The organism is Novosphingobium sp. KCTC 2891, assembly GCF_025938155.1.
Classification (GTDB): domain Bacteria; phylum Pseudomonadota; class Alphaproteobacteria; order Sphingomonadales; family Sphingomonadaceae; genus Novosphingobium.
This window is the reverse complement of sequence record NZ_JAPCZG010000001.1, coordinates 616,265-636,200: the sequence shown is the minus strand read 5'-3', so window position 1 is coordinate 636,200 and position 19,936 is coordinate 616,265. Positions and strand designations below refer to the sequence as shown.

General features: G+C 66.0%; 20 protein-coding genes. 12 read left to right on the top strand and 8 right to left on the bottom strand.

Annotation, left to right across the window (positions count from 1 at the left end):
• Positions 1 to 307: 307 nt before the first annotated feature.
• Positions 308 to 859: a M10 family metallopeptidase C-terminal domain-containing protein gene (locus tag OLX02_RS03000; RefSeq protein ID WP_264420093.1), complete on the top strand. Its 552-nt coding sequence runs from the start codon at positions 308 to 310 to the stop codon at positions 857 to 859.
• 27 nt (positions 860 to 886) lie between these two features.
• On the opposite strand, the gene queA is transcribed toward OLX02_RS03000, so the two are convergent.
• The 5 genes from queA to OLX02_RS02975 form a co-directional block, all read right to left on the bottom strand.
• Positions 887 to 1,921, bottom strand: coding sequence for a tRNA preQ1(34) S-adenosylmethionine ribosyltransferase-isomerase QueA (queA, locus tag OLX02_RS02995; RefSeq protein WP_264420091.1), 1,035 nt, complete (start codon positions 1,919 to 1,921; stop codon positions 887 to 889).
• 29 nt (positions 1,922 to 1,950) lie between these two features.
• Positions 1,951 to 2,664 carry a peptidylprolyl isomerase gene (locus OLX02_RS02990; RefSeq protein WP_264420089.1) on the bottom strand — a complete coding sequence of 238 codons (714 nt, stop codon included), beginning with the start codon at positions 2,662 to 2,664 and terminating at the stop codon, positions 1,951 to 1,953.
• A 130-nt stretch (positions 2,665 to 2,794) separates the two neighbouring features.
• Entirely contained in the window at positions 2,795 to 3,307 is a 513-nt protein-coding gene (gene coaD / locus OLX02_RS02985; RefSeq protein WP_264420087.1) for a pantetheine-phosphate adenylyltransferase, read from the bottom strand.
• On the bottom strand, positions 3,308 to 4,201 hold the full coding sequence (locus OLX02_RS02980) for a polyprenyl synthetase family protein (RefSeq protein WP_264420322.1): 894 nt from the start codon (positions 4,199 to 4,201) through the stop codon (positions 3,308 to 3,310).
• Positions 4,202 to 4,206: 5 nt separating this feature from the next.
• Complete coding sequence (locus OLX02_RS02975; protein WP_264420085.1) at positions 4,207 to 4,464, bottom strand: exodeoxyribonuclease VII small subunit; 258 nt, start codon at positions 4,462 to 4,464, stop codon at positions 4,207 to 4,209.
• Positions 4,465 to 4,563: 99 nt separating this feature from the next.
• On the opposite strand from OLX02_RS02975, the gene OLX02_RS02970 reads away from it, so the two are divergent.
• From OLX02_RS02970 to OLX02_RS02955, 4 genes are read left to right on the top strand one after another with little or no spacing between them, the layout of a single operon-like run.
• On the top strand, positions 4,564 to 5,214 hold the full coding sequence (locus tag OLX02_RS02970) for a hypothetical protein (protein WP_264420084.1): 651 nt from the start codon (positions 4,564 to 4,566) through the stop codon (positions 5,212 to 5,214).
• Positions 5,211 to 6,020 carry an enoyl-CoA hydratase/isomerase family protein gene (locus tag OLX02_RS02965; protein WP_264420083.1) on the top strand — a complete coding sequence of 270 codons (810 nt, stop codon included), beginning with the start codon at positions 5,211 to 5,213 and terminating at the stop codon, positions 6,018 to 6,020. The genes OLX02_RS02970 and OLX02_RS02965 overlap by 4 nt, the downstream gene beginning before the upstream one ends.
• Positions 6,021 to 6,052: 32 nt before the next feature.
• Positions 6,053 to 8,236, top strand: a complete 2,184-nt coding sequence (gene purL / locus OLX02_RS02960; protein ID WP_264420080.1) for a phosphoribosylformylglycinamidine synthase subunit PurL — start codon at positions 6,053 to 6,055, stop codon at positions 8,234 to 8,236.
• A complete protein-coding gene (locus OLX02_RS02955; protein WP_264420078.1) occupies positions 8,233 to 8,979 on the top strand; it encodes a DUF72 domain-containing protein in 747 nt (248 codons plus the stop codon). The genes purL and OLX02_RS02955 overlap by 4 nt, the downstream gene beginning before the upstream one ends.
• Positions 8,980 to 8,996: 17 nt before the next feature.
• Here OLX02_RS02955 and OLX02_RS02950 read toward each other — a convergent pair whose 3' ends face one another.
• A complete protein-coding gene (locus OLX02_RS02950; protein WP_264420077.1) occupies positions 8,997 to 9,809 on the bottom strand; it encodes a Coq4 family protein in 813 nt (270 codons plus the stop codon).
• Between the two features lie 70 nt (positions 9,810 to 9,879).
• Positions 9,880 to 10,764 carry a phosphoserine phosphatase SerB gene (serB, locus tag OLX02_RS02945; protein WP_264420076.1) on the bottom strand — a complete coding sequence of 295 codons (885 nt, stop codon included), beginning with the start codon at positions 10,762 to 10,764 and terminating at the stop codon, positions 9,880 to 9,882.
• On the opposite strand from serB, the gene miaA reads away from it, so the two are divergent.
• The 6 genes from miaA (at position 10,757) to OLX02_RS02915 (ending at position 16,746) form a co-directional block, all read left to right on the top strand.
• The gene (miaA, locus tag OLX02_RS02940; protein WP_264420074.1) at positions 10,757 to 11,728 is read left to right on the top strand and encodes a tRNA (adenosine(37)-N6)-dimethylallyltransferase MiaA; all 972 of its coding nucleotides are present in this window, start codon (positions 10,757 to 10,759) and stop codon (positions 11,726 to 11,728) included. The genes serB and miaA overlap by 8 nt on opposite strands.
• 266 nt (positions 11,729 to 11,994) lie before the next feature.
• The gene (gene ilvB / locus OLX02_RS02935; protein WP_264420072.1) at positions 11,995 to 13,746 is read left to right on the top strand and encodes a biosynthetic-type acetolactate synthase large subunit; all 1,752 of its coding nucleotides are present in this window, start codon (positions 11,995 to 11,997) and stop codon (positions 13,744 to 13,746) included.
• 44 nt (positions 13,747 to 13,790) lie between these two features.
• Positions 13,791 to 14,306, top strand: a complete 516-nt coding sequence (gene ilvN, locus OLX02_RS02930) for an acetolactate synthase small subunit (RefSeq protein WP_264420070.1) — start codon at positions 13,791 to 13,793, stop codon at positions 14,304 to 14,306.
• A gap of 151 nt (positions 14,307 to 14,457) precedes the next feature.
• A complete protein-coding gene (gene ilvC, locus OLX02_RS02925) occupies positions 14,458 to 15,477 on the top strand; it encodes a ketol-acid reductoisomerase (RefSeq protein WP_264420069.1) in 1,020 nt (339 codons plus the stop codon).
• Between the two features lie 137 nt (positions 15,478 to 15,614).
• Positions 15,615 to 15,971: an I78 family peptidase inhibitor gene (locus OLX02_RS02920; protein ID WP_264420067.1), complete on the top strand. Its 357-nt coding sequence runs from the start codon at positions 15,615 to 15,617 to the stop codon at positions 15,969 to 15,971.
• A 112-nt stretch (positions 15,972 to 16,083) separates the two neighbouring features.
• Positions 16,084 to 16,746, top strand: a complete 663-nt coding sequence (locus tag OLX02_RS02915; protein WP_264420065.1) for a YceI family protein — start codon at positions 16,084 to 16,086, stop codon at positions 16,744 to 16,746.
• Positions 16,747 to 16,815: 69 nt separating this feature from the next.
• Here the strand turns inward: OLX02_RS02915 and OLX02_RS02910 are convergent, their stop codons facing one another.
• The gene (locus OLX02_RS02910; protein ID WP_264420063.1) at positions 16,816 to 17,949 is read right to left on the bottom strand and encodes an epoxide hydrolase family protein; all 1,134 of its coding nucleotides are present in this window, start codon (positions 17,947 to 17,949) and stop codon (positions 16,816 to 16,818) included.
• A 212-nt stretch (positions 17,950 to 18,161) separates the two neighbouring features.
• On the opposite strand from OLX02_RS02910, the gene leuA reads away from it, so the two are divergent.
• Entirely contained in the window at positions 18,162 to 19,829 is a 1,668-nt protein-coding gene (gene leuA / locus OLX02_RS02905; protein ID WP_264420061.1) for a 2-isopropylmalate synthase, read from the top strand.
• The last annotated feature ends 107 nt before the right edge of the window (positions 19,830 to 19,936 follow it).

Genomic DNA, 19,936 nt, shown 5'->3' with positions numbered 1-19,936 from the left:
CCGGCAGAATCGCCCGGCGCGCGTGTTAGCTAATCGATTAATAAACTCCGGCGTCCTTGCGCCAAGTCAATTCGCGCCCCGACCGTCGCCGCGCTGCGTCAATGCCGTGTTCTGGGGAGATGCCAGCTTGCCAAGAGCGGCTATGCACGCGGTTCAACGGCAATCTTCGGAGCAGGCATGGCTACCAACCAATGGATCTTCACCGCGACCGACCCCGCCGGCACCGGTGTCGAGCTTTGGGTCACAGGCGGAACACCGGCGAGCACCCGTCTGCTGAGGCACAGGCACTTCGAACCCGTCGGTTCCGGTGCTGCTGCAGAAGGTGTTCACCATCAATGGAACCTCGGCCAACGATACGCTGACCGGCGGCATCCTAACCGACATCATCTACGGCAACGCCGGCGATGACAGGATCGACGGCAAGGCCGGCGACGACCAGTTGATCGGCGGCGCCGGCGCGGACACGCTCATCGGGGGAAGCGGGATCGATATCCTGCGCGGCGGCACGGGCCGTGACGTGCTGACCGGCGGGACCAGCCGCGACTTTTTCGTCTTCGACACCGCGCCCGACCGCGACACGATCACCGATTTCGCGGCCGGCGCCGACAAGATCCGCCTGAGCCAGAAGATCTTCGCCGGCATCAATCACACCGGTGCGCTGCTGGCGGACGAGTTCTACGCCGGTTCAGGCGCCACCAGCGGGCACGATGCCTCGGACCGCGTCGTCTACGACACCGCCAGCGGCGTGCTGTATTATGATGCCGATGGCCTGGGCGGCGCGGCCGCTGTGGAAATCGCGCTGCTGGGCACGGCCACGCATCCGGCGCTGGCGTTCACCGACATCCAGATCGTGGCCTGACCGGCGCGCCGGGGTGGCCCCGCCGGGTCACCCCGATGGCAGCAGCAAGCTCGCGTCGCCATAGCTGTAGAAGCGGTAGCCCTCCGCAATCGCGTGCGCATAGGCCGCCTGCATCCGCTCCAGCCCCATCAGCGCGCTGACCAGCATGAACAGCGTCGACTTGGGCAGGTGGAAGTTGGTCATCAGCCCGTCGATGGCGCGGAAGGTGTAGCCGGGGGTGATGAAGATCGCGGTGTCGCCCTCGAACGGGCGGATCAGCTTGTCTTCCCCTGCCGCGCTTTCCAGCAGGCGCAGGCTGGTGGTGCCCACCGCGATCACGCGCCCCCCTGCCGCACGCACGGCGTTGAGCCGGTCCGCGGTGGCCGCATCGATGCGGCCCCATTCGGCGTGCATGGCATGGTCGTTGGTGTCGTCCGCCTTGACCGGCAGGAACGTGCCTGCGCCGACGTGGAGCGTCAGCGTCTCGTGCGCGATGCCGGCCTGGGCCAGCGCGGCCATCAGTTCGGGCGTGAAATGCAACGCGGCGGTGGGCGCGGCGACCGCGCCCTCCTCGCGCGCGAACATCGTCTGGTAGTCGCGCCGGTCCTGCTCGTCGGTCTCGCGCTTGCCCGCGATATAGGGCGGGAGCGGCATCCGACCCGCGCGTTCCAACAGGACTTCCACCGGCTCATCACCAGCGAAATGCAGCGTCCAGCTGCCATCGGGGAAGCGCGCCTCTGCGGCCGCGGTCACGCCCGCGCCGAATTCGATCGTATCGCCTTCGCGCAGGCGCTTGCCGTTGCGGACGAAGGCCTGCCAGCGCCGCAGATCGAGCCGTTTGTGCAACGTGGCGCCGATGCGCGCCTCTCCCCGCCGGCCTTCGAGCTGCGCCGGGATGACCCTGGTGTCATTGAACACCAGCACGTCGCCCTTGCGCAGCAGCGCTGGCAGGTCGCGCGCCACGTGATCGGTGAAGGCACCTTCGCCCGGCACGCGCAGCAGGCGCGCGGAATCGCGCGGCCGCGCCGGACGCAGGGCAATGTTTTCGGGCGGAAGGTCGAAATCGAAAAGGTCAACGCGCATGGGGCAAGGCCCCTAGCGCGGAACGACCGTCAGTTCGACTTTGAATTGCGCAGCATATCCGAAGTGATCGCCGGAGCCGCGACGGGCGCCGCCGGCAGGACCTGTGGCTTGTTGTCCGCCGCGATAGAGGCCTGGAGGATCTTCGTGGGGTTCGCCGGCGGCTCGCCGCGCTGGATCGCGTCCACGGTGTCCATCCCTGCGATCACGCGGCCGAAGGCGGTATACTTGTGATCAAGGCCAAGGCGCGGATAGAACACGATGAAGAACTGGCTATTGGCCGAGTTCGGATCGTCGGTGCGCGCCATCGAGACGGTTCCGCGCAGGTGCGGCGCATCGTTGAATTCGGCGGCGAGATCGGGAAGCTTGGAACCGCTCTGCCCGGTGCCCGTCGGATCACCCGTCTGGGCCATGAATCCGTCGATCACGCGGTGGAAGATCTGACCGTCATAGAAGCCCTGACGCGCAAGTTCCTTGATCCGCTCGACATGGTGCGGCGCCCAGCGCGGCATCAGGCGGATGGCCACGCGGCCACCATTGGACAGGTCGAGCAGCAGGATATTCTCGCGCTCGTTCTGCTGGTTGGCATCGACCGCATAGGGGAACGTCTGCGACGATTCGACGCGCTGGACGTCGAGCGGCCGCACTTCTTCCTTTTGCGAAGCCTTCTGGGCAAATGCCGCGACGGAGGTGGTGGCGATGAGCGCGACGGCGAGCGCCAGCGAGCCGGTGATGCGGGAAACCATGCGAATGCCACCCTGATAAGAACGTGGATAGACGGACTTCGTCAACCGAATAGCCCCTGCCGATAGGGCCCGCGCGCTGACGCTGCAATGAACGAATGGCCGCCGGCGATGCCCGGCGACCCCGATTGCATCAATATTCGCCGAGCCGCCCCAGCTGATCGACCCGCGCGACAACGTCATCGCGCACGCTGGGGGTGACGAAATCGGAAATGTCGCCGCCAAACAGCGCGATTTCCTTGACCAGCTTGGACGCGATCGGCTGGAGGCTGACATCGGCCATCAGGAAGATCGTCTCGATCCGGTCGTTCAGTTGCTGGTTCATACCGGCCATCTGGTATTCGTATTCGAAGTCGGCCACGGCGCGCAGGCCGCGCACGATCACCGATGCGCCCTGCTTTTCAGCGAACTTCATCAGCAGCGCGTTGAAGCCGATCACCGAGACATTCTCGATGCCCTGCGTCGCCAGTTCGCGCGTCACCATGTCCATCCGCTCGGTGGGCGTGAACATCGGGTTCTTCGACGGATTGGTCGTGACTCCGATGATCAGCTTGTCGACCAGCTTGGCGCCGCGACGAATAATGTCGAGGTGGCCCAAGGTGATCGGATCGAACGTGCCGGGATAAATCCCGATCCTCTCCCCCATTCAATGATCCCTTTCGATGATGAACCGCGCGACTTCGCGCAGCAGATCGGCTTCCTGGCCGAAGTGGGACAGGTGCTGCACCGCCTGATCGACAAGCCGCCGCGCCTGTTCGCGCGCGCGCTCCAGACCGAGGAGCGACACGAAGGTTTCCTTGCCGGCCGCCGCGTCCTTGCGCAGGGCCTTGCCAGCCGATGCCTCGTCGCCCTCTGCGTCGAGCAGGTCGTCGGCGATCTGGAAGGCCAGGCCGATGTCGCGCGCATAGCCGCGCAGCGGCGTGCGCCCATCAGCGGGCAGACGGCCAAGAATGGCGCCCATTTCCACCGCCGCCGCCAGCAGCGCCCCGGTCTTGAGCTGCTGCAAGCGGGTCACCGCCTGGAGATCGAACCCGCCGTTTTCGGCGGCAATGTCCATCATCTGGCCACCCGCCATGCCATGCAGGCCGCTGGCGCACGCCAGCGTACGCACGAGTTCGATCCGCACGAAGGGATCGCCGCTCATGGCCGGATCGGACAGCACCTCGAACGCGAAGGCGTGCAGCGCGTCGCCGGCCAGAACCGCGGTGGCCTCGTCGAACGCCTTGTGCACCGTCGGCTTGCCGTGGCGCAGGTCGTCGTCGTCCATGGCCGGCAGGTCATCGTGGATCAGCGAATAGACGTGGATCGCTTCGATCGCGGTGCCCGCACGAATGGCGGAGGTGCGGTCGACGCCGAACATCCCGGCGGTCGCTGCCAGCAGCAGCGGACGCATCCGCTTGCCGCCCCCGATCGCGGCATAGCGCATGGCTTCAGCCAGCCGGTCTCGCGCATCGCCGCTCAGCGGCAGGAGCGCATCGAAGCTGGCGTCGATTTCCCGCGCGATCTGGACCAGCGCGGGCTTGAGCAGCGGCTCGGCCATGGTGCTCACGCCGGACCGGCTGCGTCGTCGAACGGTTTCACGCCAACCGGCCGTCCATCACGATCGGCGACAATCGCCTCGATCCGGGCCTGGGCGGCATCCAGCCGCGACTGGCAATGCGCGCGCAGCGCATCGCCGCGGGCATAGAGTTCGATCGATTCGTCGAGCGGCGCTTCGCCGCTTTCGAGCCGGCGCACGACGTCCTCAAGCGCCTTCAGCGCCTCCTCGAACGAAAGCGCTGCAATTTCAGGTTGGGTTCCCATCATGGCAAGCATTGACCGGCCTCTGGCGGCGGGTCAAGCTTGTGCAACAAGACAAGGCTGTTTCAGACGGTCGGCAGGGGACGAGGAAGGGGACCGGGGATGTTCATCGGCCACTGGAGCGCGGCATTTGCCGCCGGCGCATCGCGCAAGGCGCCAAGCCTGGGCGTGCTGGCCATTGCCGCGCAGTTCGTCGACATCGCCTTCTTCGCCTTCGCCATGGCGGGGATCGAACATTTCCGCTTCGTGCCGGGCGCGACCGCCAGCAACTGGCTGATGCTCGATTCCGCGCCGTGGACGCATAGCCTGCTGGGCGGCGCGGGTTTCGCGCTGCTGCTCGCGGTGCCGGTGTGGCTGGTCACGCGGCGCCCGGCCGCAGCGGGCATCGCCGCGCTGGTCGTGCTCTCGCACTGGCTGCTCGACCTTCTCGTCCACCGGCCCGACCTTACCCTGGCAGGCGCGCCGCCGATGCTGGGCCTGGGCCTGTGGAACCTGCCGCTGATCGAAAAGCCGGTGGAGCTGGCGCTGACCTTCGGCGCGCTGGCGCTCTACGTGCGCCGACGCCGCCCGCGCACCTTGCCCGTCGCGGTTCTGGCCCTGACCCTGCTCGCGGTGCAGGCCATCGACTGGTTCGGCCCGCGCACCACCGATGCGGGGCCATCCGCCTCGCTGACCGCCATTTTCGCTTACCTGCTCATCGCCGCGCTCTGCCAGTGGGTGGGCCGCAGCGCACTTTCCGGAGAAAAGCCGTGACCGACAGCCCTTCCCCCGTCTCCACCCGGCGCCATGGCCGCGTCCTCGAAATCACGCTGACCAATCCGCCGCGCGGCTACATGAACGCGCAGATGGCAACCGACCTGCTGGAAACCGTCCGCGCTGCACAGGCCGACGAATCGGTGGGCGCGATCTGCGTCACCGGCGGTCTCGAAGGCGTGTTCATCCGCCACTACGATGTAGGCGAGATTGCCAATATATCCGCTGCCCTCGCCAATGGCCGGATCGGCCCGGAAAACTTCGACCAAGGCTCCGCCGTTCTCGATCTCATAAAGGCCATGCTTGATTCGCCGGTCCCGACCGTGGCCGCGATCAACGGCATGTGCATGGGCGGCGGTTGCGAATTTGCGCTGAGCTTCGACATGCGCGTGGCGCAAGAAGGCGACTACACGATCGGCCTGCCAGAAACGCGGCTCGGCATCATCCCCGGCGTGGGCGGGCAATACCTGCTGTCGCGGCTGATCGGTCCGGCGCGCGCGACTGCAGCGGTCATGCGCGGCGCGGTGTTCGCCCCGGCCGAGGCGCACCGGCTCGGCATCATAGACGAGCTGGTGGCCGACGCCCGCGCGCGCGGCATTGAACTGGCGCAGGAATACGCGGCACGTCCGCGAATCGGGATCGACGCGACGCGGCGGCTTGCCCGGATGATCGAGACAGGGTGCGACCATGACGCGGTGCTTGGCCAGACCGCGCGCGAATTCGCCGGGACGCTGATCGACAGCCCCGAGACGGACCGGCTCATCGCGCGCTTCCTGAACGAGGGCGAGGACATACTCGCGGACTAGCCCTTTCCTTTTGCTGGCGCTAAGGGGCGAGCATGTCTCAGATCACCGCCGAAGTCGTCGCCGCCCATGGGCTGTCCGAGGAAGAATATGCCCGCGTGCTCCACGCGCTGGGCCGCGAGCCGAACCTCGTGGAACTTGGCATTTTCTCGGTCATGTGGTCGGAGCACTGCTCGTACAAGTCGAGCCGCATCCACCTGAAGAAGCTGCCCACCGAGGCGCCCTGGGTGATCTGCGGCCCCGGCGAGAACGCAGGCGTGATCGACATCGGCGATGGCCAGGCGGCCATCTTCAAGATGGAGAGCCACAATCACCCCAGCTACATCGAGCCTTACCAGGGCGCGGCAACGGGCGTGGGCGGCATCCTGCGCGACGTGTTCACGATGGGCGCACGCCCGGTCGCCAACATGAACGCGCTGCGCTTCGGCCGGCCCGATCATCCCAAGATGAAGCATCTGGTGCAGGGCGTGGTCGCGGGCATCGGCGGCTACGGCAACTGCGTCGGCGTGCCGACGGTGGGCGGCGAAACCAACTTCCACAAGGCCTATGACGGCAACATCCTTGTCAACGCGATGACCGTGGGCGTGGCCGACACCGACAAGATCTTCTATTCGGCGGCGACCGGCCTCGGCAATCCGATCGTCTATGTCGGTTCCAAGACCGGCCGCGACGGCATCCACGGCGCGACCATGGCCAGCGCCGATTTCGGCGAGGATTCGGAAGCCAAGCGGCCCACCGTGCAGGTGGGCGACCCCTTCACCGAAAAGCTGCTGATCGAGGCTTGCCTCGAACTGATGGCGACCGACGCCATCGTCGCGATCCAGGACATGGGCGCGGCGGGCCTGACCTCCTCGTCGGTGGAAATGGCCACCAACGGCAAGGCCGGCATCATCCTCAACATGGACATGGTGCCCTGCCGCGAAGAGGGCATGACGCCCTACGAGATGATGCTTTCGGAAAGCCAGGAGCGCATGCTCATGGTGCTGAAGCCGGGCAAGGAAGCCATGGCCGAGGCGATCTTCAAGAAGTGGGAGTTGGACTTCGCGGTGATCGGCGAAGTGACCGACACCGGCCACATGGTGCTGACCTTCCAGGGCGAAACCGTGTGCGACATCCCGCTTGGCCCGCTCGCCGAAGACGCCCCGCTCTATGACCGCCCGCACCTCAGCCTGGCGGACTACAAGGCTTGGGCCAAGGTCGCCCCGCTGGGCACCGTGCCCGCCAGCAGCGACCTCGGCGCAGACCTGCTCAAGCTGATCGGCTGCCCCGATCTTGCCAACCGCCGCTGGATCTTCGAGCAATACGACAGCCAGGTCGGCGCGGACACGCTGCAGAAGTCGGGCGGCGATGCAGCCGTCGTGCGCATCCACGGCTCCGACAAGGCGCTGGCGATCAGCACCGACTGCACCCCGCGCTATTGCTTCGCGGACCCCTACGAAGGCGGCAAGCAGGCCGTGGCGGAGACTTTCCGCAACATCTGCGCGGTGGGCGCCACCCCGCTCGCCATCACCAACTGCCTCAACTTCGCCAACCCGCAGCGTCCGGAAATCATGGCCCAGATCGTGGAAGCCTTGAACGGCATGGGCGATGCCTGCCGCGCGCTCGACTACCCGATCGTGTCCGGCAACGTCTCGCTCTACAACGAATCGAAGGCGACCGGCGGCGGCTCGGCCATCCTGCCCACCCCCGCGATCGGCGGCGTCGGCCTGATGCTCGACCACGAAAAGATGGCGACCGTGCCGTTCAAGGCCGAAGGCGAAGCGATCTTCGTCATCGGCAAGAACAACGGCCACCTCGGCCAGTCGCTGTGGCTGCGCGAACTGCATGGCCGCGAAGATGGCGAAGCCCCGCCGGTCGATCTCGCCGCCGAGCGCCGCCACGGCGAATTCGTGCGCGAGCTGATCGCGGACGGCAAGGTGACCGCGGTCCACGACGTTTCCGACGGCGGCCTGCTCGTCGCGCTCGCCGAAATGGCGCTGGCCAGCGGCATCGGCTGCCAGCTGGAAGAAATCGGCGACCAGTTCACCGCTTTCGGCGAGGATCAGGGCCGCTATATCGTGACCAGCGCGGTTGCGGATACGATCCAGGCGGCAGGCATTCCGATGACCCGCATCGGCACCACCGGCGGCAAGTCCGTCAGCGGCCCCGGCTTCAACGTTGCCATCGCGGATTTGCGCGAAGCGAACGAAGCCTTCTTCCGCGAGTGGATGGAAGCGTGACACAAGGGTCCATCCGCGTCGGTATCGGCGGGTGGACCTTTGAACCCTGGCGCGGCGGAGCCTTCTATCCCGAGGGCCTGCCGCAAAAGCGCGAACTCGAATATGCGGCCAGCAAGCTGACCTGCATCGAGATCAATGCGACATACTATGGCCGGCAGAAGCCGCAGAGCTTCGCCAACTGGGCCGCTTCCACGCCCGATGGCTTCCGCTTCAGCCTGAAGGCGTCACGCTTTGCCACCGTGCGCAAGGTGTTGGCCAAAGGCGCGGATTCCGTCGCGAAGTTCCTGGATCAGGGCTTCACCGAACTGGGTGACAAGCTCGGTCCGATCCTTTGGCAGTTCCGCGACGGCAAGCGCTTCGAGCGCGACGATTTCGCGCGATTTCTGGACCTCATCCCCGATACGCAAGGCGGCCTGCCGCTGCGCCACGCGCTGGAAGTGCGGGACGAGAGCTTTCGTGATGCGGCGTTCCTCGACCTGTGCCGCGCGCGCAACATGGCGGTGGTGTTTGCCGACAGCGCCGAGTTTCCGCGCATCGAGGAGCAGACGGCCGATTTCACCTATGCGCGGTTGCAGCAGTCGGCGGCCGAGCACGCGGCCGGTTACAACCAGGCGGCGATTGCCGACTGGGCGGAACAGGCGCGCACATGGTCGCGCGGCGGCCGCGACGTTTACGTGCTGTTCATTTCCGGCGCGAAGGAACGCAACCCCGTCGCTGCGCAGGCGATGATCGCGTCCCTTTGACCATCAGGCCCTGATCTTCAGGCCGCCTGCTGGACGCTCTTGCCCAGCAGGTCATAGGGATCGACGCCCAGCGCGCGCCACGTCTCGTGCGCGGCGTGATACTGCACCGGCCGCGTGATGTTCAGCCGCCGGCGCGCCTCTTCCAGCGGCAGCTGCAGCAGGTCGAGGATCGACTGTTCACACAGGCGCGGACACGCCTTGCCCAGCCGCTGCCCCTCGCGCACTGCCTTCAGCACGGGCGCGTCGCTCTTGACCTGCTTCTTCATGTTCAGCCCGGCCATGTAGCCGATGAACAGGTGCGCCGGGCTGGGCTGCTGGCTGTAGGTGAAGGCCAGCACGCAGGCTTCGCCCAGCGCATCGCGGCCATAGCCGGTGAGCACATGCAGCAGATCGTGCACGTCACGCATCCGGTTGAGATACCAGAGGAACTGGTCCTCGAACTTGGGCTTGTTCGCCGCGAACTTGGCGAACTCGTCCACCAGCCCCTGCGCGGTCAGCCCTTCACGCTCCATGAAATCGCAATAGGCGTGAGCGACCGAGCCTTCGGGCATCTCGCGCAGGCGGGCATGGTCATCGAGAATCGCCGGCAGCCACGATTCGCGTGCGCGCAGCCGCTGGCCGCGATCGCTGCCCAGGAACGCCAGCGCCGTCGGCTTCAGCTTGCGCCACGGCAGCGATTCGAAGATGTGGAACACCTCCTCGGTGTTTTCCTTGTTCTTCAACAGCTCGCGAAAGTGATGCCACGCCTTGGCAGGGCGCAGCTTCAGCGCCGGGCGGCGCTCGTCATAGAGTGGCAGGTCGGACTGGAAGGTGGCGGAAAGGGCGTTCACGCAGATTCTCCCGAACTTTTATCGGACAATATTTACATGCGTGTAAATACGGCGTCAACGCCCCGCGTCGTCAGTCGAAAACCCACTCATCGCGCGGGATGCCGAACAGCTCGAGAATCGCGGTCAGGTCACCCCGATCGATCCAGCCATCGGCGGCGGCGCGGGCCTTGGGCTTGGCGCGATAGGCCAGACCGAAGCTTGCCACCTCGATCATCGGGATGTCGTTGGCGCCGTCGCCGGTGGCAAGGCTGCGGGTGCCCTCGCCCAGCCGCTCGCTTTCCTCGATCAGGACCTTCTTCTTGACCGAGCTGTCGACGATGCCGCCCACCAGCCCGCCGGTGAGCGCGCCTTCGTGAATGCCGAGCCGGTTGCCCACCACGCGGTCGAAGCCGAGCATTTCAGCCACGGGATCGGCGAAGGAATGGAAACCGCCCGTGACCAGCACCGTATGGCAACCGCGTGCCTTCAGCGTCGCCACCAGCGTGCGCGCGCCCGGCATCGGGCGGATGCGCTCGTCAAGGCACTGGAGGATCGCGCCTTCGGACAAGTCCTTCAGCAGGCCGACGCGCTCCCGCAGCGCGCTTTCGAAATCGAGTTCGCCCTGCATCGCACGCTCGGTGATCGCGGCGATCCGGTCCTTCAGACCGGCGAAATCGGCCAGTTCGTCGATGCATTCCTGCCCGATCATGGTCGAATCCATGTCCGACACGAACAGATGCGGCACCTCGATCGGCTGCGCGGAAAGCAGAAGGTCGCTTTCGGGGAAGCACTGGTCGAGAATGCGGCGCACTTCCACCGGATCGCCTTCGAGCAGTTCCAGCTCCAGCACGTCCGGCGTGGTATCCAGCATCCCCGCCCCGGCCACTTCCCAGCCGCGCGCCTCGATCATTTCCATGGCGAGCGCAAGATTGTCACCAAGCGTATCCGGGTCTGCTATCAGCCGCGCGATGAGCACCTGTAATTCCTTCGAAGATGGGACCCCGGAACGCGAGGCCAAGCCAAGGCTCGCGCTCATCGCAGGGCCGACGGCGAGCGGCAAGAGCGATCTGGCAGTGGCAGTGGCGCAAATGGAGCGCGCGGCAGGCCGCGAGGCCGTCGTCATCAATGCCGACAGCGCACAGGTCTATGCCGATCTGCGCGTGCTCAGTGCGCGCCCTTCGGACGAAGAGATGCAGGGCATTCCGCACCGCCTGTTCGGCGCGTGGGACGGCGCGGTGGCCTGTTCGGCTGCGGATTGGGCGGCGGCCGCCAGGGCAGAGATCGCCTCCGCCCATGCCGCCGGCGCGCTGCCGATCCTGGTCGGCGGGACCGGGCTCTATATCCGCACCCTGCTCGACGGGATCGCCCCCGTGCCGTCGATAGACCCTGACGTGCGCGGCGCGGTGCGCGCGCTGCCCGTGGCGGAAGCCTATGCCGCGCTTCGGCAGGAAGACCCGGAGCGCGCCGCTGCGCTCAACCCCGCGGACGCGACGCGCGTGGCCCGAGCGCTTGAAGTCGTGCGCTCGACCGGCCACCCCCTTGCCCACTGGCAGGCCGAGCGCACCGGCGGGATCGGCGACGCGGTGGCGCTGCGCCCGTTGATCCTCCTGCCCGAACGCGCATGGCTCTACGCCCGCTGCGACTTGCGCTTCGAGCGGATGTGGGAAGCGGGTGCACTGGGCGAAGTCGAAGCGCTGCTCGCGCGCGGGCTGGACCCCGATCTTCCGGTGATGCGCGCCATCGGCGTGCCCGAGATCGCCGCCTTTCTTGCGGGCGAGATGACCCGCGAAGCCGCCATTTCCGCCGGCCAACAGGCGACTCGGCGCTATGCGAAACGCCAATACACCTGGCTAAGGCACCAGAATCCGGGCGATTGGCCGCGCATCGTGTACGAAAATTCCATTGACACCGCTCATGCAGCAAGTTTATTGCGCTCATAGCCGATTGACAGAGCGTTTTATATCACTTAGCAAGCCGTCAACTGCCCGGTTGTCCGACCGGGTGCCCGAGAGGGAGAGACGGCCCGGCGCAGTCCACTGCGCCGGGCCGAATGTTTTGATCTCCGGAGGCCGGCGCAGTCACCTGCGCCAGGCAATGTTTTGAACTTCAGGGATCGGCGCACTCCACGGCGCCGGACTGGTATTTTGTTTATCGATGCCCGCCCCGGCGCTATGGGGCGCGGCAGAACAAGCAAGGGAAGCACCTCGTGAAAACCGAGCGCAGCGGCGCCGAAATCCTGGTCGAAAGCCTGGTCGCCAAGGGAGTCGAATTCGTGTTCGGCTATCCGGGCGGTGCAGTGCTGCCGATTTATGATGCGCTGTTCGGCGATGACCGCATCCGCCACATCCTCGTCCGCCACGAAGCCGGCGCGGCCCACGCCGCCGAAGGCTATGCCCGTGCCACCGGCAAGCCCGGTGTGGTGCTGGTGACCTCGGGCCCGGGCGCGACCAATGCCGTCACCGGCATTGCCGACGCGTTCATGGATTCGATCCCGATGGTCGTCATCACCGGGCAGGTTCCGACTGCCCTGATCGGCTCGGATGCGTTCCAGGAAGCCGATACCATCGGCATCACGCGCCACTGCACCAAGCACAACTATCTGGTGAAGGACCCGTCGCAGCTGGCGGGGATCATCGACGAGGCGTTTCGCATCGCCACCGAGGGCCGCCCCGGCCCGGTCGTGATCGACATTCCCAAGGACGTGCAGATCGCGCAGGCGGCATGGTCGCAGGTCGCCCCGCAGCAGCGCAACCGCTACAACCCGCAGGTCGAAGCCCCGGCGGACGACATCGCGCAGGCGGTGGAAATGATCGCCGCCGCGAAGGCGCCGATCCTCTACACCGGCGGCGGCGTCATCAATTCCGGGCCGGAAGCAACGCGTCTGCTGCGCGAGCTGCAGAAGCTGACCGGCGCGCCCGTCACCTCGACGCTGATGGGCCTCGGGGCTTTCCCGGCGGACGATCCGGCGTGGCTGGGCATGCTGGGGATGCACGGCACCTACGAGTCGAACATGGCGATGAACCGCTCGGATCTGATCGTCTGCGTCGGCGCGCGCTTCGACGACCGGGTGACCGGACGGCTCGACGCCTTCGCGCCGAACTCGAAGAAGATCCACATCGATATCGACCGCGCCTCGATCAACAAGACGGTGCCGGTCGACCTGCCGCTGATCGGCGACTGCGCGAAGGTTCTGGCGCAGATCATCGAAGGCTGGCTCGAAACCGGCCGCACCAAGGCCGATCTCACCGAGTGGAACGCCCGGGTCGATGGCTGGAAGGCTCGCCAGAGCCTGGCCTACCCGCGCCGCAAGGCGGGCGAGATCATGCCCCAGTTCGCGATCGAGCGGCTTTATGCGCTGACCAAGGACAAGGATCCGGTCATCAGCACCGAGGTCGGCCAGCATCAGATGTGGGCGGCGCAGTACTTCCACTTCATGAAGCCGAACAAGTGGCTGACCTCTGGCGGCCTCGGCACCATGGGCTATGGCCTGCCCGCCGCGATCGGCGCGCAGCTGGGCAATCCCGACAGCCTGGTCATCGATATCGCGGGCGATGCCTCGATCCAGATGAACATCCAGGAACTGGGCACTGCCACGCAGTATCGCCTGCCGGTCAAGGTGTTCATCCTCAACAACGAGTGGATGGGCATGGTGCGCCAGTGGCAGCAGCTCACCTACGAAAGCCGCTATTCGAACTCCTATTCGGACAGCCTGCCCGATTTCGTGAAGCTCGCCGAAGCCTATGGCTGGAAGGGCATCCGCATCGAGGACGAAAGCCAGCTCGACGCGGGCATCCAGGCGATGATCGACCATGACGGCCCGGTGATCGTGGATTGCCTCGTCGCCAAGGAAGCCAATTGCTTCCCGATGATCCCCAGCGGGGCCGCGCACACCGACATGATCCTCTACGGCGACGAAGTTGCCGGCACGATGGACGACGAGGCCAAGGCGCTGGTCTGACCGGCAGGGTCTGACAGAAAAGCCGTTCAGGAACGACAACCGTGATGAAGATCAAGCAAGAGGCGCAGGAGCGCCACGTCCTGACCATTATGGTCGACAACGAAGCGGGCATTCTCGCCAAGATCGCCGGCCTGTTCACTGCGCGCGGCTACAATATCGACAGCCTGACCGTGGCCGACATCACCGATGGCCACGATGTCAGCCGGATCACCATCGTGACGCACGGCCCGCCGGCGATCATCGACCAGATCCACGCGCAGCTCGAACGGCTGGTGCCGGTGCACAAGGTGACCGACCTCACCGAAGTCGGCCCCTATGTCGAACGCGAGCTGGCGCTGATCAAGGTTTCGGGCAAGGGCGAGAACCGGGTCGAGGCGCTGCGCCTGGCCGACGTGTTCCGCGCCAAGGTGGTCGACACCACGACGTCGAGCTTCATTTTCGAGCTGACCGGCTCGCCCGACAAGATCGACAGCTTCGTCGGGCTGATGAAGGAGCTGGGTCTCGTCGAAGTGGGCCGCACCGGCATCGTCGGCATGATCCGGGGGGCTTCGGCCGCCTGAGGCACACCCATTCGAATACAAGTACGTCATTTCAATCCGTCGTCACCCCGGACTTGTTCCGGGGTCCATTTCTCCGGATGGCTCCACGCGGGCGGCCTGATGGATGCCGGATCAAGTCCGGCATGACGAACCAAGGCAAGGAAGAGTGGAAATGAAGGTCTATTACGACGCCGATTGTGATCTCAACCTGATCACCGACAAGAAGATCGCGATCCTCGGCTATGGCTCGCAGGGTCATGCCCACGCGCAGAACCTGCGCGATTCGGGCGTCAAGGACGTCGCCATCGCGCTGCGCGAAGGTTCGGCCACCGCGAAGAAGGCCGAAGGCGCCGGCTTCAAGGTGCTGTCGAACGCCGAAGCGGCCAAGTGGGCCGACATCCTCATGATCCTCGCGCCCGACGAGCACCAGGCGGCGATCTACGCGGCGGACCTTCACGCCAACCTCAAGCCCGGCGCCGCGCTCGCTTTCGCCCACGGCCTGAACATCCACTTCGGCCTGATCGAAGCCCGCGCCGACATCGACGTGATCATGATCGCCCCCAAGGGCCCGGGCCACACCGTGCGCAGCGAATACCAGCGTGGCGGCGGCGTGCCCTGCCTCGTCGCGATCCACCAGGATTCGACCGGCAACGCGCATGACATCGCGCTCGCCTACGCTTCGGGCGTCGGCGGCGGCCGTTCGGGCATCATCGAGACCAACTTCCGCGAGGAATGCGAAACCGATCTGTTCGGCGAGCAGGCCGTGCTTTGCGGCGGCGCCACCGCGCTCGTCCAGGCAGGTTTCGAAACGCTGGTCGAAGCCGGCTACGCGCCGGAAATGGCCTACTTCGAATGCCTCCACGAGCTGAAGCTGATCGTCGACCTGATGTATGAAGGCGGCATCGCCAACATGCGCTACTCGATCTCGAACACCGCCGAATACGGCGACATCACGATCGGGCCGCGCATCATCACCGAAGAGACCAAGAAGGAAATGAAGCGCGTTCTCGCCGACATCCAGTCGGGCCGCTTCGTCAAGGCCTTCGTGCTCGACAACCGCGCCGGCCAGCCGGAACTGAAGGCTGCGCGCGGCCTCGCCGCCCGTCACCCGATCGAGGAAACCGGCGCCAAGCTGCGCGCCATGATGCCCTGGATCGGCGCGAACGCGCTGGTCGACAAGAGCAAGAACTGATCGAGACATCGCCGGGGCCGCTCCCGCCGCCCCGGCGAACGATCCACCAAGGGCCGTACTGGCTCGACGAAGGCGGTGGACCGCTCAGCATTTCCCCGATACCTCCATTTTGGAGAAGATAGGGGGCAGTTGCTGAAATGGTCCGAAATGCTGCCTTGTCGCGCGGTGCGGCCCTTTTGTGCATTCTGGCCGGGGCGTGCGACAAGCCCGGCGATCCGGCCCAGCCGCCCCCATCGCCGGCGTCGCTGGACGTGGCGAGCGCCAGCGGATCGGGCGTGCCTTCGCCGGACGACCTGTGCGGCGCGGTCCGCACTGCCGCGCTGATCCGGCACGAATATTCCCCTGCCCTGCACAACCGGGTCCGGCAACTGGCCGGCCACGAGCAGATCCGGTGGATTCGTCCCGGCAACGCCATAACGAGCGATGTTGTGGCCGATCGCCTCAACGTCATTCTTGACGATTCCGGCCGGGTGGCTGCGCTGCGCTGCGGTTGACGGCGGCGCGACATTGGTCGGTCAGGGCTGGCAATGTCCCGCCTCCCGTGATTTCATGCATTGCTGCCATCCCGCGACCGCGCGGGGCTGCATGATCCCAGGGAGAACCGCCGTGTCCACACCCAAGCGCCTGCTCAAGACCGCCCTGCCCTTCGCGCTGGCCGCCGCCTGCGCCTCGCCGATGCTGGCACAGATGCCGACCGAGGCACCGGGCAAGATGGACAAGTCGCGCGTCGTTGCCGGCACCTATGCCGCGGACGCCAACCATTCGCTCGTCGCCTGGCGGGTCAACCACATGGGCTTCAACGACTATTTCGGCCTGTTCGGCAATGTCAGCGGCACGCTGGTGCTCGATCCGGCGAAGCCTGCCGACGCCAAGGTGACCGCGACGATCCCGGTGTCCAAGGTCATCACCGCCAACCCGGCGCTCACCGATCACCTGCTGCGCGCGCCCGCGCAAGCCGGCGGCAAGCCCGATTTCTTCGGCCCCGCCCCCGCCGATGCCACTTTCACATCGACCAAGGTCACCCCGCACGCCGATGGCACCAGCGCGACCGTCGATGGCACGCTCACGCTCAACGGCGTAACGAAGCCGGTCTCGCTCGAAGCCAGCTTCGTCGGCGCCGGCACCGACATGATGGCCAAGGTGCCCGCCGTCGGCTTCCACGGCGAAACGACGATCAAGCGCAGCGAATTCGGCGTTGGCGGTTTCATCCCGCTGGTGGGTGACGAAGTGCCGCTGTCGATCACGATCGCCTTCGTCAAGAAGGGCTGATCGCCTAGCGCCGCGCCAGCGTTCGTCACCCCTGCCCGCGCGGGGGTGACGAACAGCCTGGAGCCGCCCTCAGCGCATCAACGCGAATGCCGTGCGCAGCTCGCGCACGAAGGCTTCCGGTTGCTCCCACGCGGCGAAGTGCCCGCCCTTGTCCAGCGTTCCCCAGTGGACCAGATTGCGGCAATGGCGCTCGAACCACTTGCGCGGCGTGGGGATGATTTCCTTCGGGAAAGCGCTGGCTGCCACCGGGATTTCGATATCGTGCGGCACGAAGCTGTTGAAGCTCTCCCAGTAAAGCCGCGCCGATGAGGCTCCCGTGCCGGGCAGCCAGTAGAGCATGATGTTGTCGAGGATCGCATCGCGCGGCAGCGCATCCTCGGCATGCCCCGCATTGTCGGTCCACGCCCACATCTTCTCATAAATCCAGCCGGCCAGCCCCACCGGCGAATCGACCAGCGCATACCCGATGGTCTGCGGCCGCGTGGCCTGCTGCTTGGAATATCCCGAATCCCAATCCTGATAATGCTGGAGCGCGCCCAGCACGCGCTGTTCATCGGCTTCGGGGCTGGCCATGTCCTCGGGCAGCGGGCGCGATGTCGGCATATTGAGGTGGATGCCCGCGCAGCCGGCGATCTTCTGCACCGCGATCTGCGTCGTCACCCCCGCGCCCCAGTCGCCCCCTTGCGCGAACCAGCGGGCATAGCCCAGCCGCTCCATCAGTTCGCCCCAGGCGCGCGCGATCTTCTCGATGCCCCAGCCGGTGACGGCCGGCTTTCCCGAAAAGCCGAAGCCCGGAAGGCACGGGATCACCAGATGAAAGGCATCCTCCGCGCGCCCGCTTTCGGGCTGGGTCAGCGGCGCGATCACACCCCGGAATTCCAGGATCGAGCCGGGCCAGCCATGCGTCAGCAGCAGCGGCGTGGCGCCTTCGTGCGGCGAACGGACATGCAGAAAACGGATGTCGACGCCATCGATGGTGGTCGAATGCATTCCCAGCCGGTTGAGCCAGCTTTCGCAGGCGCGCCAATCGTAGCGATCGCGCCAATAGGAAACGAGATCCCTGAGCGCGGCGAGCGGCGTGCCCTGCGACCAGTCGTCCACGGTCTCCTTTTCCGGCCAGCGCGCAAGGTCGAGCCGGCGGTTGAGATCGTCGATCTCGGTTTGCGGAACTTGCACGACGAACGGTTCTATCGCGGCGGACATCCTCATTCCCTTCCCATTTTTTGACGCAGAACATTGTGGACAAGCCCGGCGCTTTTCACCATAGGTTTCGCGCATGAGCACCCGGCTGGACCTTACCCTGCGACTTATCCGCCCTTGGGCGTGAGCTGACGCGTCGGTCCTACGGCGCGCACGGCGCCCAGGGGATACGGACCTTCACAGACGCAAACCTTCCAGCTTCGAGTAGCCATTCCATGACCATGCTCAAGAACCCTTCGGTCAAGTATCGCCCGTTTCCGCAGGTCCCGCTGACCGACCGCCAGTGGCCCAGCCGCGTGATCGACAAGGCCCCCCGCTGGCTTTCGACCGACATGCGCGACGGCAACCAGTCGCTGATCGATCCGATGGATGCCGACAAGAAGTCCCGCTTCTTCGACCTGCTGCTCAAGGTCGGCGTGAAGGAAATCGAAGTCGGCTTCCCCAGCGCGGGCGCGACCGAGTACGATTTCATCCGCGGACTGGTCGATCAGGGCCGCATTCCCGACGACGTGTTCGTGCAGGTTCTCACCCAGTCGCGCGAAGACCTGATCAAGACCAGCTTCGAAAGCCTTGCCGGCGCGAAGCAGGCGATCGTCCACGTCTACAACGCCGTGTCGCCGCTGTGGCGGCAGGTGGTGTTCGGCATGGACAAGGCCGAGATCAAGGAAATCGCGCGCGCCGGCGCCACGTTCCTGCGCGATCAGGCCGCGCGCTTCCCGCAGACCGACTGGCACTTCGAATATAGCCCGGAGACCTTCTCCACTGCCGAAGTCGATTTCAGCATCGAATGCTGCGAAGCGGTGATGGAAATCCTGCAGCCGACGACCGACAAGCCGATCATCCTCAACCTGCCGGCCACGGTCGAGGCGGCGACGCCTAACATCTATGCCGACCAGATCGAGTATTTCTGCCGCAACCTGCCAAACCGCGACCGCGCGGTGATCAGCCTGCACACGCACAACGATCGCGGCACCGGCGTCGCGGCGGCGGAACTCGGCCTGATGGCCGGCGCCGACCGCGTCGAGGGCTGCCTGTTCGGCAATGGCGAGCGCACCGGCAACTGCTGCCTCGTCACCGTCGCGCTCAACCTCTACACGCAGGGCGTCGATCCGGAGCTGGACTTCTCGGACATCGACGAGGTCATCCGCACGGTCGAATACTGCAACCAGCTGCCGGTCCACCCGCGCCATCCCTATGGCGGCGAACTGGTGTTCACGGCATTCTCGGGCAGCCACCAGGACGCGATCAAGAAGGGCTTCGCCGCGCAGGAAAAGCGCAACGACGACCTGTGGTCGGTGCCCTACCTGCCGATCGACCCGGCCGACCTCGGCCGCAGCTACGAAGCGGTCATCCGCGTCAACTCGCAGTCGGGCAAGGGCGGCTTCGCCTGGGTGCTCGAACAGGATCAGGGCCTCAAGCTGCCCAAGAAAATGCAGGCGCACTTCAGCCGCCACGTACAGGAACTGGCCGACGAACTCGGGCGCGAACTGCAGGCGGGCGACATCTGGGGCGTGTTCCGCAAGGTCTACCGGCTTGACGTGCCGCAGCACTTCCAGCTGGTCGACTACGAGGAAAGCCGCGCGGCCGATGGCACGCGCGTGTTCGCCGGCAAGATCGAGGTCGATGGCAAGGTCCAGTCGGTCAGCGGGCGCGGCAACGGCCTGATCTCGTCGGTCGTCGCCACGCTGCGCGACGGCTTCGGCATCGATATCGACGTGCGCGACTATTCCGAGCACGCCATGTCCGGCGGCAGCGATGCGCGTGCGGCCGCCTATGTCGAGTGCGTGCTGCCCGATGGCCGCGCGATCTGGGGCGTGGGCATCGACGAGGACGTGGCCACGGCCAGCGTCCGCGCCATCCTTTCGGCCGCCAACGCCGCCTGACGATATTGCGGGGCGGCCCGATGGCCGCCCCGTCAACGTCCCGATCGAACGTCAATTACCCGATTAAACTAGACCTTGCGGCTGCGCCCGCATTCTCCATACTCGCT

Bases quoted from the DNA above. Each gene is read 5' to 3' on its own strand.
- queA (WP_264420091.1), bottom strand. From the start codon at position 1,921: ATGCGCGTTGACCTTTTCGATTTCGACCTTCCGCCCGAAAACATTGCC.
- OLX02_RS02990 (WP_264420089.1), bottom strand. From the start codon at position 2,664: ATGGTTTCCCGCATCACCGGCTCGCTGGCGCTCGCCGTCGCGCTCATC.
- coaD (WP_264420087.1), bottom strand. From the start codon at position 3,307: ATGGGGGAGAGGATCGGGATTTATCCCGGCACGTTCGATCCGATCACC.
- OLX02_RS02980 (WP_264420322.1), bottom strand. From the start codon at position 4,201: ATGGCCGAGCCGCTGCTCAAGCCCGCGCTGGTCCAGATCGCGCGGGAA.
- OLX02_RS02975 (WP_264420085.1), bottom strand. From the start codon at position 4,464: ATGGGAACCCAACCTGAAATTGCAGCGCTTTCGTTCGAGGAGGCGCTG.
- OLX02_RS02970 (WP_264420084.1), top strand. From the start codon at position 4,564: ATGTTCATCGGCCACTGGAGCGCGGCATTTGCCGCCGGCGCATCGCGC.
- purL (WP_264420080.1), top strand. From the start codon at position 6,053: ATGTCTCAGATCACCGCCGAAGTCGTCGCCGCCCATGGGCTGTCCGAG.
- miaA (WP_264420074.1), top strand. From the start codon at position 10,757: ATGAGCACCTGTAATTCCTTCGAAGATGGGACCCCGGAACGCGAGGCC.
- ilvN (WP_264420070.1), top strand. From the start codon at position 13,791: ATGAAGATCAAGCAAGAGGCGCAGGAGCGCCACGTCCTGACCATTATG.
- ilvC (WP_264420069.1), top strand. From the start codon at position 14,458: ATGAAGGTCTATTACGACGCCGATTGTGATCTCAACCTGATCACCGAC.
- OLX02_RS02920 (WP_264420067.1), top strand. From the start codon at position 15,615: ATGGTCCGAAATGCTGCCTTGTCGCGCGGTGCGGCCCTTTTGTGCATT.
- OLX02_RS02910 (WP_264420063.1), bottom strand. From the start codon at position 17,949: ATGTCCGCCGCGATAGAACCGTTCGTCGTGCAAGTTCCGCAAACCGAG.
- leuA (WP_264420061.1), top strand. From the start codon at position 18,162: ATGACCATGCTCAAGAACCCTTCGGTCAAGTATCGCCCGTTTCCGCAG.